The sequence below is a fragment of the Mycolicibacter engbaekii genome (assembly GCF_002101585.1).
GTDB lineage: Bacteria > Actinomycetota > Actinomycetes > Mycobacteriales > Mycobacteriaceae > Mycobacterium > Mycobacterium engbaekii.
On the sequence record NZ_LQOT01000027.1, the window covers coordinates 1 to 11,797 of the forward strand.

Consider the following 11,797-nt stretch of genomic DNA (forward strand, 5'->3'; position numbering starts at 1 on the left):
CCTGCCGAGGTGTTCGAAGAGCAGCTACGCTCACTCCAATAACCCGGTGTTGCAAGGACCAGTTGAACCCAGGCAGTACACGTCGGTGGCGTTCACGCAGCGGCTCATCGACGAAGGAGTGGACCCCTCGGTCGGGTCGGTCGGCGACGCACTGGACAACGCGCTCGCCGAGACGACCGTCGGTTCGTTCAAGAACGAGCTCATCCATCGGCAAGGCCCGTGGCGCGACGTCAGCCAGGTCGAACTCGCCACCGCCGAATGGGTCGACTGGTTCAACACCGAACGTCCCCACGACTACCTCGACGACTTCACCCCCGCAGCCGTCGAAGCGCTTCACTACGATCACAGGCACACCCCACCGAAGGCGGGGTGATTCAAGGAAATCAGTCCCCGGACTTACCGGGACGGCTCAGAAAGTGCTGTGCGAGTTGTCCCGAAGATTCAACGGCAAGTCCAGCGTGGTGAACAGCTCGCGCTCTAACAGCCATGGCTCCGGTACCGCGATCCAGGAGACCAGAGCATTGTCGGCCATCCACTCGCTCAGTGCTGCCTCGCCAGCACCGAAGGTGCGCCGTGTGCCTGATCCAATTCGTCGGAGCTCGATACCGAGTTCAACGGCCAGCAGGCAGCCGAGCGTCTTGCGCAGCGTCGAACTTTTCGCGTTACCACGGTAATGCTGCTTGATCCGCTTTCGAATGTTCTGCTGGCTGGGCGGCTTTCCATTCGTGGGTGGCCTCCTGGGACTGATGCCGGCATAGAGCAGTGTCAGATCGCCCTTGCGTTCGCATTGGGACACATCAATGGTGGTCGGCAGCTGATGGAACCACCACCCATAGACGCCCGGCTCGGCCGGGATGGGGCTCGGGCGGGTGAGGACCTCGCTGCGCGTATACGGCACCGCGGCGAGGTAGCGGTCGATCAACTCGCCCCGACCCATGGCACCCTCCGGCAAGGCGCATCGACGTCACTCCGCTGCCCCGGTCGGCGGTAGTTCCACCCCGAGCCGCGACTGCAGCTCACCGGTCAGCGGCGTCAGCAGCCGGAAGGTCACCAACATCGGTTCCGATCCTTCGTGGCTCAACGGCACTACTCGGCCCAGGTAGGTGAAGGCCCCGTCGGTTGATTTCCGGCGCATCCATAGCTCGATCGATTTGCCAGTCTGCAGTGCTTCGAGGATCTCTCGGCCCTTCTTGCCGCCAGGCTTCGTCGACAGCTGTGAGCTCCATACAAAGATGTCGGGGGCTTCAAAGTGCTCGACGTAGGCGGTGCGATCGGCGCGCTTCACCAATGTGACGAACAGGATGGCGTGTTGCCGGAGCGACACGTGGCCGGAACGCCAGTTGCCCGGATTGAAGACTTCGCCGTAGAGCGTCGGCACGTCCATACTCTTGAACTGCTCGCCGATCCGCGCCGCCAGTGGGTTGACGTCTTGCTGGTCGAGCTTGGACACCAGGCGGGCCACAGGCCGCATATCGGAACGGCCCTCGATCGTGGCCACCGCGGGGTTCGCTGATTCTAGGAGATAGCCCGAACCTTGTCGGCGCAGAATCTTGAGTGTCCCGGCAACACCTGATTTGCCGGCCGTCTCGACCAACACCGGCTGGTCTACGTAGTCACGTGCCGATCCGCCAGTGATCCACTGAAACAACAGCGGGTCGCCGTGTCGGATCGGATTCGGGCCGCCGTCCATCGAATCGCCGTGGGCGAAGCATACGAAGTGACTCGACGGTGTCAGCTGCTGACCAGCCTGCCGCCGGATCGCGATCTCGGTGGCGGTGTGGTCGCTCCATGACGTTGCCGCGTCCGGCCCGCACGCCACGGTGTAATCGCCGAAGAATGGCACGTATTCGATGTCAAACCCGTCAGAAGCGACCGCGCCGGGGCGCAGCACCAGAGTGCCGTCCATCTGGTCGAGCTCAACGGTGTGCGAAGTCCCGGGGTGCCCGGCCGACCGACCGAACCACCCCCGCAACAGCCCCGGCAGCGCATTGCCGGCGGCGCCATCCCGGGTTGCCAGTGCGATCGTGCCCTTGGCGAACGACGCGTCGTACTCGACGCCGTCGGCGATGAACGAAACAGTCCCCGACGGCAGATCCGGATGCTGCCGTCGGTCCAGCCGAATGACCGGATGGCCGTTGGCGTAGGCGAGCCGGCAGGTCCATGAGCGAGTCGTCGGGGCGGCCTTGTCAAGAAGGTAACTGGCCAGACGGTACTCGATGATCTCGGCAACAAGGCTGTCGAAAACATCCCCGAGGGCCTCGTCTATCACGAATGCCGGAACGATCCGATCAGATTCCAGGCGGAACAATGCATTTGGCCGAGCAGCTTCAGACCCGGCTCCGGCAAGGTGTGCGATCGGCCACTTGCGCCAGTACCCTGCCCATTTGTCTGTCGGAGCGCCGGCCAGGTCGGGGAACTCCTTGGCCGGCACTTCCCGGGCTAGTCGGGGATCAGCGAGCAGTAGCCCGCGAGAAGTGTCCGCGTTGTGAGAGATCTCGGCGCCGATGCGCAGCACGCCGTCGTGCAGCAGTGCACGGATCGCCACCAGCTTGTAGCTCTTGGTGATGCTCTCGGTTTGAAAGCCGCGCAGGGTTTCGCCGTGGGCATCGACGACGGCGGCCTCGCGCTCGCCGAGCAGGTCGGCGGTGCGCAGGAAAGCAAACCAACTGCCATGCTTGGCGGTCACGACCGCCGGATCGTGACCGGCCCGAAACGCCTGCGCAGCCGTCGGACGCAGCCCTTCCTCGGCTAGAAAGGAGCGGCAGTATTCTTCGATCGCATCGTGGGCGGTGGTACGGGACAGTGCACGCAGCATCTCCACCACCGTCAGGTCGTAGTCGACTGAACAGCCATCGGGCAGGTTGAAGTCGCCTGCTTCCAATGCCTGCAGCACCTGCAGCGTCGTCGGCGCCTCCCGGCGTCCCAGGCTCAACAGCGTGCGAGGTTTGAGCAGGAACGACCGATGGTTGCCGATGAAGTCGATCACCGTCAGCGCGTCCTTGCCGTCCAGCGTCCGCAGGCCGCGGCCCAACTGTTGTAGGAAGACCACCGGCGACTCGGTGGGCCGAAGCATCAGCACGGTGTCGATATCCGGTACATCGAGGCCCTCGTTGAAGATGTCGACGGTGAAGATCACCTCCAGCTCGCCGGCGCGCAACGCCTCAATCGAGGCATGCCGCGGTGCGCTGGTCGGTCCACTGTGCACCGAGGCGCAACGAACTCCACGCGCGGCGAAGAACTCTGCCATGAAGTCCGCGTGGTGCTTCGTGACGCAGAACGCCAAGGTGCGGCCACCGCGCCGCGATTGCCACTCGTCGAACGCCGACTGGGCGCGCTCTTGGGTTTCGACGGCTGCTTCGAGGGCTGCCGGGTCGAACTTGCCGTTGCGCCAAGGGATCGGCGCGAAATCGACGAGATCCCGCACACCCCAGTAGCGAAACGGCACCAACTCCGCCCGCCGGATGCCTTCCACAAGATCGCAGGAGAACACCAAGTTGTCAGCACAGAGCGTCAGCAGGTCGGCGCCATCCATCCGATCCGGTGTCGCCGTCAACCCCAGCAAGAAGTTTGGAGTGAAGTGATCAAGCACGTTGCGGTAGGTGGAGGCGGCGGCGTGGTGAAACTCGTCAACCACGATGTAGTCGAAGGCGTCGGAAGCGAAACGGTCGAGGTTTCGTGACAGCGTCTGTACCGAGGCGAACACGACCTCGGCGTCGAGCTGTTTCTCCTCGCCATAATACAAGCCGAGGGAGGCCTGCGGGATCACTCGGCGGAACACGTCACGGCTCTGCTTCAAGATCTCCTCGCGGTGCGCAACAAACAGCACCCGCCGCACATCGGGGCGTGCCGCGTCGAACGCCGCTAGCCAGGTCTTGCCGAGACCTGTGGCCATGGTGACCATTCCGGCCCGGAAGCCTTCCGCGCGAGTCTGTGCCAAGGCCCGCAGCGCCTCTTGCTGAATCGGGCGAGGCTCCGGCGGCGCCTCGGGTGCGTCGATGACTTCGACTGTTTGCGGAACGTAGACCGGCGCCGGCTGGTACGCGGCGACTAGCTCATCGGTCAGCGGCATGCTTCGCTCATCGCTCCAGAGCGCCTGGAATCTTTCTCGCAACTCATCGGTGGCTGCCACCATCAGGTTCCATTCGATGCCACCATCGAGGCCCGACCGACTCAGGTTGCTGCTACCCACGAAGGCGGCCTCGGTCTGCCCGTGCGACGAGTAGAACAAATACGCCTTCGGGTGAAAACTGACGTCCGGATCGTGGAAGACTCGGACATCCAGCTGGTCGGGATGATCGTCCATCAAGTCATGCAGGCGGGCGAGAGCGGCAAGCTCGGTCAGCGATAGGTAATCAGTGGTGAGAATCCGCACGGTGGCGCCGCCCTCCAAGCTGTCCTGGAGCGCACCGATGATCAAGTTCAGCCCGGACATCTTGATAAAGCTGACGACGATGTCGACATGGTCGTAGTCGACGTCCCGAAGATGTTGCACCAACTCCGGCAGCAGCAGCCGCACCTGTCCATCGACCAACAGTGGTGTTCTCACGGTCAATCCGGGCTCTTCGGAAGTTTCGTCTGGCTTGGCCAGGTAATTGCCGCGGGAGGGGATCACATTGCGCACGCCGCCGCGCGGGTCCACGACATCGCCTGCGTAGCGCGGGATGACGTGGATGTGCAGGTGGTCTACGGTCTGGCCGGCGGCGGTCCCGGCGTTGAAGCCCACATTGAACCCGTCCGGATCATGCAGATGCTCGATGTGGGCACGCACGTCGTCGACCAAAGCCATCAGGTCGATGCGTTCCTCGGGGGTGGCCGCCCACCAGTCGGCGATCTGCCGACGCGACACGACCAGGGCGTGGCCTGGGTTGACGGGGAAGGGGTCCCACAGCGCGAACGCCGACCGGTTCGAGGTTATCCACTCAGTACGTGGGACGTCGAAGAAGGGGGATTCCGAGGAGGGCATTGTTCACTTTCGGGTCGTGTCGGGCAGCCGTCTCGCAGCGGTTGGCCAGCATTATGCCCAGCAGCACCGACAGTGTCGCGCGATCGACGGCAGCAAGACACCGGAGCAGCCGCGGTTCGTCGGCCCCGTGTGCGAAGCTGCGGGTTACCTCGGTGAAAGGACGTGATAGTGGACGGCGCGGAGCTCGGCGGTTCAGTCGAGGCGGAGGTCTGGGAACTGCTCGACGCGGACGAGACGGTGAGCGAAGAGATCGCGTACCTCGTCGCGGCGGCGCTGCACGGCGACAACGAACTCGCTGAGCAACTCGGCGGCCAGGCCCCAGTCCCCGAGCGTCCCGGCACGACGACGACAGACAGGCCCGCACCATTGCGCGCGTTTCTGCGTTCGATCACGGTGTCGGGATTCCGCGGGATCGGCCCGCGCGCAACGTTGGAACTCAACCCCTACTACGGCATCACGGTGATCAGCGGCCGTAACGGCTCTGGGAAGTCCAGCTTCGCCGAGGCCCTGGAGTATGCCCTGACCGGTTCGAGCTATCGGTGGGCCAACAAGAAGAGTCAGCAGTGGGAAACCTCGTGGCGGAACCTGCACATGGGCGAACCGGCGGCGATCGCCATCGACTTCGCGATGGAACCCGACGACGCCCGCGGTGGCACGACCGCCACGGTCGGCGTCGACTGGGCGACGGGGGCAGAGTTGCACGATGCCCGCCGGTGGTCGCAGATCAAAGGGCAGAAGCGTGAGCTGGTCGCCGCGCTTGGCTGGGAACAGGCGCTGGAGACCCACCGCCCGCTGATGTCCTACGACGAGCTCGGCGGCCGTCTGCAGGACCCACCGTCGGCGCTCTATGACTCGCTCAACCGCCTCCTCGGACTGGACCTGATCGCCGATGCCGACAGTCGGCTCAAGGACGCCGAGAAGCAGCTGAGCGGGCCACGCAAGGCTGCGAACGATGCCCGAATCCAACTGCGAAAGACCCTCGACGGCTCGACTGACCCTCGCGCGGCGCAGGTCAAGAAGCTGACTGCCCGCACGCCATACGACCTCGATGCGGTCTGGGCGACGACGTCGGGGGCCAGTAACGCTCAGGCGACCACCATTGCGCAGCTGCGGGCACTGGCCAACTTGGTTGTCCCCGAGCCGGCGAAAGCTACTGAGGTGGCGAACGACCTGCGGGCCGCGATCGACGACCATGTGGCGGGGGCCGATGCCGTCGTGAAGGCGATGACGGCACGAGCGACGCTGCTGCGTCAGGCGCTGCATCTGCACGCCGACATCGGTGACGGCACCTGCCCGGTCTGCGAGACCGGAACGATCGACGCCGCATGGCGAGCAGCGGCGCAGGAACGGTTGAACGAAGCTGACGCGAGCACGGCCAAACATCAAGCGGCGACGCAGCGGTTGACGCTGGCTAGATCGGCGGCTGATGGCTTCTTCGGAACCGTGACGAGTCAGCCCCTGGTCGAAGGTATCGAACTGCCGTCGCTGTCCGCCTTCAACGACGCCCTGGCGAGTGCGCGATCGGCGCCCGAGAGCTTGTCCGACCTGCCGACTCACCTGGAAGTGGCGGCATTGGACGTGGCTGAGGCCGCAGCCGCACTCCGGGCAGAGGCCGCGCAGCGCGCCGCCGAGCTGGAGGACGCCTGGGCGCCGATCGCCCGCACGATCGCAGCGTGGCACGAAATGGAGACCGCCGCCCGCAAAGACGATGACCGCCTCGATCGTGTGAAGGCGGCGTTGAAGTGGTTGCGCGCCAACGCCGAGACACTCCGGGATCGGCGTCTGGCCCCGATGGTGGATCAAGCCCAGCACATCTGGGGTCGCATGCGCCATGAGAGCAACGTCGACCTGGGCAGCATCACACTTGAAGGGTCCGCCACCAGGCGCCGTGCGGTCATCGACGGGACCGTCGATGGCGTACCGGCCGGAGCGTTATCGGTGATGAGCCAGGGCGAACTACATGCACTCGCCCTGGCGTTGTTCATCCCGCGGGCCACCACTCCGGCCAGCCCATTCCGGTTCATCGTGCTTGACGACCCGATCCAGGCGATGGACCCAGCCAAGATCGGCGGGTTTCTCGATGTGCTGATCGAGCTCGCGAAGACCCGCCAGGTGATCGTCTTCTCCCACGACGACCGGCTACCGGCGGCCATCCGCGCCCGGTCCGTCCCCGCACAACTGCTTGACGTCACCCGAGAGCACGGGTCGGTGGTCGTGGTCAAGGAGAACGACCTGCCGGCCGAGCGGTACGTCGCGGATGCGGAAGCGGTGATCTTCGATGACGGTCTGGATGACCTGGTCAAGCGGAAGGCCGCGCCCGGTCTATTCCGCATGGCGATCGAGGCTGCGGCGCACCAGAGGTTTTTCAGCGATCAAGCCAAAGCCGGTGTGGCTTACCATGAGTCTGATGCGGAGTGGCAGGAGGCAACGACCACCCAGATGCGGGTGGCGTTGGCGCTGACCGGGGTGGCATCAGGAGATATCGCTGGATGGAAATCGTATCGGCCGCATCGCTTTCCGACGATAGCCATCTGTGCCTCGGGCGTGCACAAAGGTGCCGTGCTCGACCGCGGCAGCATCGCGGACCTCCGCAAAACTGTTCGCGACATCGTGGAGAACCGTTGACCACCGCTGCCGAGCGGCTGCTTGCGCGAGCAGAAGCGCTCCTAGACTCCCCGGACAGCGCGGCGATCGGCAACTCCGCGCGCCTTGCAGCATTTCTCCTACGCCAAGCGGTGGAGGAACTGGTTGAAGCCCGCTGTGAATTGCTGTGCGAAGGTCAGGCGGTGATCGGGAGTCAGAAAGCGAAACTCGCTGTACTCAAGTCGCTCGACCCCACGCCGTTCGGGGGCGTCCTCATCGACGCCTGGCACCAGCTGAGCGGTTTCTGCCATCAGCACGCCTACCAGCTGTCGCCGACGGTGCACGAGGTTCGGGTGCTGTGCGCCGCGGTGCGGCTGGGGTGCGTTGGCGGGGGTTCCCGAATCGGGAATGACTTCTCTTCGAAGGGAAAAGGATGACAGACGCACCTAGCTCCGAGGCCGAAGGCGACTGGGCTCGACTGCGGCTAGTGGACCTCCATCTTCGCACTGCTAGGAAGGTCTTTGGTTCGCCGGAGGAAGCGAAACCGTGGGTCGACGCAATCACCCGCTACGCGCCCAATGCCGAATCGCTCAGTGCGATCTTGACTAGCGGCTTAGCTCCGCACGAATTTATTGCCTGGCGGGACGCGGGAGTCGACTCCTGGAACATTGTCCCCTGGTCGAAAGCGCTGTCGCAGGTCGGCTTAACGCACGGGCACATGAAGCATTGGCGAGCAGCGGGTCACAGAGCGACAACCCTGCCACCCCTCGTTCCGTACCTGTCGAATGACGCAACCTTCGGTGAGATCCTCGAAGCGATCCAGAATTGGAGCGCAGAAGAACTCATTGGTGTCCTGGAAGCCGGCCTCGCCATCAACGATGTAATCGACTTGCGCAGGAGCGGTGTCAGCGGGCGAACGTTACATGACTGGAGCCTTTCGGGTATCGCTGCCGCTGAGTGGCAGGAATGGATAACCAAGGATGTTTCCGTCGAGGCGGCCACACCTTTCTGCCGCGCGGGAGTGGACGTCGCTACGGCGAGCGAATGGTTGGCAGCAGGTTTGTCGTCCACTGAAGCCGTGGACCTGATTGGCAAGCAGGTGTCTCTCGATGTCGTCCTCCAGTGGACTGAGGAGGGGTTTTCACCCTGGAACGCAGCGACTTTCGTCGGTGCCGGCGTGTCGCTTTCGGAGGCACGGAAATGGAACGCGGTGAACATCGCTGCGCCGGACGCCGTCAGGTTCATCTGCGGTGGCATCACGGTAGCGACAGCCTCCGAGTGGCTTGAGAAGACCGAACTGTCGGCAGAAGACGTCGTCGACTTCATCCAGAAAGATGTGTCGCTAGCACAAGCCAAAGATTTTGGCAGACGAGGAATCGGGTCCCACCAAGTCACTCGTACCGACGCCGGTTTGGAGCTCGATCTCGAGCCCTGGCAGGAGGAGCCCATCGATCAGCTGCCGAAAGCCATCGAACCCGGAGACGTGCATATCACTGTATGGACAACGGCCTTCGGTGGTCACCCGGTAGCACATGATGTTGACTTCAGCTGGGACGGAGCACACACCGCCGAATGGCACGAGGACATTAGCGGGGTCAACGGCGGACTCTCGATCGCGTCCAGCTCGCCGGCGCGCGGGGTCCTGGCATGGCCAGACAGCAAGGACGTCTTGCTCACGTACACATGGAGTGAGCTGGGCTTGGAAGGCCACGCCCGGCTGGTAGGTATGGCCCCGACCAATGGGGGATGCGTATCCGATCCAGCTCAGTGGGTCCGGCTTTCTGACGCGATCGTCAAGTTCGTACTCGTGGATCTGGGATCAAGTAGCGACGAACGGTCTGTCGAGTATCTGGACAAGGCCCGCGACCACATTGTGGATATTCACGATGCAAGCCGTCAATATTTGACTACGAATTCAGCGATCTCCCAAATCGATTTTGGTTCCTGGCTGGAAATGCAGTTAGCGACAGGACGGTACAAGGATCTTCATGATGGAGACTAGGGACCGATGAAGGAGAGGTAGAAGTACGATGGACATCGTATACCGGGTGATTCCTGGCAGCCCCACCGTGACGTTTGCCGAACGCGGTAGTGCTGAATATGTGGCTCACATCTGGCGGGCCTTGTTGCAGTCGAAAACCTGGGGAGAGCTCAAACGTAACCTGCCAGACGGGGACTGGGAGGACCAATTTCTTCCGTGGTTCGAGGATCGTGAGGAAGACATCCCCGCCGATGGCGATCTGTTTACCACTGATGATGCGCCCGACTACTACCCGCCTTGGCTGGCCCAGGAGCAGGTCGACTGGTTCCCGGAGGAGCTGATCAAGAAGTATGATGGAGACATTGGCACATCGGTTCACGATGGGGAATTTCTGAGCCTACCGGCTGACAAAGCTGATGAGATCGCGGCCGACCTGCGCGCTCTGGGGCACACAGTGGAACGGACCGACCTAGTATACGAATAGCGCCGGTCGATGTTCACGCCCCAACGACATTCTGCGGGTCAGGAAATTGCGAATATTAATGACTCGGCACGTCCCGATCTAGAATTTCGGCGTACGCGGGGTCTCGTGAACGGAGGCTTGCCCGGACCTGTTCGATGAGCTCGGCGGAGAGATGAAGTTTAAGGTAGGCCGACGCGTAGAGTGACTCGCTTTCGTCCTCGTCCTCGTCGTCCATCTCGGAGCTCCAGACGCCTCGACGGTCCTTAGCGTCGGCCGCGTCAGCGAATAGCTGAACAGTGGGAGAGTATGGCGCTGAGTCCCCACCCCAAAGGCCTTCGTGCACGGAACCTTCCACGAGCCAATCGGCGAAGGCAGTCGCGAAGTCATCGAATGGCCTGACCGCGACGGCTGAGCTGGAGTCGATCCCGCCATGGTCATACCGGCCATACTCAACGGCGACCCCTGGGAGCGCAAGCCCAATTGATGTGTACCCCATCAACGGGTTCCACTCGCCTTCCTCCATGCCGTGCTCCGCCCAGCACGGACTCATGTCCGGCTCTTCGTCCTCGTCCGAACCCGGCATCATGATGTAGTCGTCATCGACGGTGCGGTAAGCCGCCCACGGGGCGCCGTTGACCGTCGCGTAGTTGCCGCTGGAGTCCTTGCCGCTTCGAATCGGCTCTAGCACGAACGGCAACTGAGCGACGACTTCCGGTGCGCAGCGGATTCGGACTGTCTCGCCAGCGCCGATCCGCCGCAATGACTGCGTCGACGACAACACCGACGCAATATTCGCTCCTGCGCAGGGCGTTTCGTTGCCAGAGGCGTCACGCATCAGAAATTTCCCGGCTGTCTGACGCAGCTGTAACCGCTCCAGCAGCAATGCGTCGTCACCTTCGCCGTCGTAGCGGACAATCTCGTAGACGACGTCTGCGCTCACCCCGTGCCTCCCGTCAGAATCTCAACTACTACTGAAACAGGCCAGCTCCGCAAGATTGAGGTTCGGAGGCCCATCATGGCTATGGATATTCGACCACAGAAGCCATCTGAATCTAATAGGTTCGTCTGATCATCTCCGGGACAGGCTCATTCGAAACTACCGCGTGAATCAGCTTGCTAAGGTTGATCCAGGTTTGTGGTTCCTTCAGCGCAGATTCGGGGTCTTCGCTGCCCGCGCCGGGGGCTCCGCCGGTAACGCGTGCCCAACCCTCTTCCTCTGCTAATGGATGCAGGAACGCGATCAACGCATCGTTTTCGTTGAGCCAGGAGACCCAACCCTGGATCGGGTCGCTATTGATCTCGCCAACGAACGTCGGATCATCTTCCTCGGTGGCGGCGTCTAACATAAACGATGCCGCGCGTTCGCCGTCCCAGGTGAATCGGATCTGGTAGGAGAACGGTTCGTCGTCGTCTGCGACGACATCGTCGAAAACCAAACTGAATTCCCCTGGCTTGATCTCGGACGTTGAGGCGTGGGCGGTTACACGCGTCTCCTGCGGCACTTCGATGACCACGGCAAGACCGTCACCATTCGGTTCAACCGCATGGACGATAAACCCGCCCTCCTTCTCGAGCAATTCTCGTGCGCGCTTGGAAACCGTGTCGAATCCGGTGCTCATGGGCAATCCGGTGTCAGCCTCAAAGACGGTAATCCGAAACTCTGAGGTGAGCCCCTCGTAGTGGTCCAGTTGTTGTGCGACTCTGATGCCCGGTGTTCGGGCAGGAAGAATTGAGGTGAGCCCCTCGTAGTGGTCCAGTTGTTGTGCGACTCTGATGCCCGGTGTTCGGGCAGGAAGAATCAGCAACG

The 11,797-nt window shown here is 62.8% G+C and carries 9 protein-coding genes; 5 read left to right on the top strand and 4 right to left on the bottom strand.

The window, feature by feature from the left end:
- Positions 1 to 373, top strand: a 373-nt coding sequence (locus AWC02_RS07900) for an integrase core domain-containing protein (RefSeq protein WP_237160379.1), incomplete at its 5' end; no start/stop codon positions are given.
- Between the two features lie 36 nt (positions 374 to 409).
- Here the strand turns inward: AWC02_RS07900 and AWC02_RS07905 are convergent.
- Positions 410 to 937 (bottom strand): GIY-YIG nuclease family protein, encoded by a 528-nt coding sequence (locus tag AWC02_RS07905; RefSeq protein ID WP_085128241.1) that lies wholly within the window; start codon positions 935 to 937, stop codon positions 410 to 412.
- A 27-nt stretch (positions 938 to 964) separates the two neighbouring features.
- The gene (locus AWC02_RS07910; RefSeq protein WP_085128242.1) at positions 965 to 4,963 is read right to left on the bottom strand and encodes a DUF3427 domain-containing protein; all 3,999 of its coding nucleotides are present in this window, start codon (positions 4,961 to 4,963) and stop codon (positions 965 to 967) included.
- A gap of 168 nt (positions 4,964 to 5,131) precedes the next feature.
- Here AWC02_RS07910 and AWC02_RS07915 point away from each other — a divergent pair, with 168 nt between their 5' ends.
- The 4 genes from AWC02_RS07915 to AWC02_RS07930 are packed head-to-tail and all read left to right on the top strand — an operon-like array spanning position 5,132 to position 10,011.
- Positions 5,132 to 7,588 (top strand): AAA family ATPase, encoded by a 2,457-nt coding sequence (locus AWC02_RS07915; RefSeq protein ID WP_085128243.1) that lies wholly within the window; start codon positions 5,132 to 5,134, stop codon positions 7,586 to 7,588.
- On the top strand, positions 7,585 to 7,983 hold the full coding sequence (locus AWC02_RS07920; protein ID WP_085128244.1) for a hypothetical protein: 399 nt from the start codon (positions 7,585 to 7,587) through the stop codon (positions 7,981 to 7,983). Before AWC02_RS07915 ends, AWC02_RS07920 begins: the two co-directional genes overlap by 4 nt.
- Positions 7,980 to 9,548, top strand: a complete 1,569-nt coding sequence (locus AWC02_RS07925; protein ID WP_133055612.1) for a hypothetical protein — start codon at positions 7,980 to 7,982, stop codon at positions 9,546 to 9,548. The genes AWC02_RS07920 and AWC02_RS07925 overlap by 4 nt, the downstream gene beginning before the upstream one ends.
- A 28-nt stretch (positions 9,549 to 9,576) precedes the next feature.
- Entirely contained in the window at positions 9,577 to 10,011 is a 435-nt protein-coding gene (locus AWC02_RS07930) for a hypothetical protein (RefSeq protein ID WP_085128246.1), read from the top strand.
- A gap of 55 nt (positions 10,012 to 10,066) precedes the next feature.
- Here AWC02_RS07930 and AWC02_RS07935 read toward each other — a convergent pair whose 3' ends face one another.
- A complete protein-coding gene (locus AWC02_RS07935; protein WP_085128247.1) occupies positions 10,067 to 10,930 on the bottom strand; it encodes a hypothetical protein in 864 nt (287 codons plus the stop codon).
- Between the two features lie 112 nt (positions 10,931 to 11,042).
- Positions 11,043 to 11,797: hypothetical protein (locus tag AWC02_RS21880; RefSeq protein WP_165757869.1), on the bottom strand; the 755-nt coding region annotated here is incomplete at its 5' end.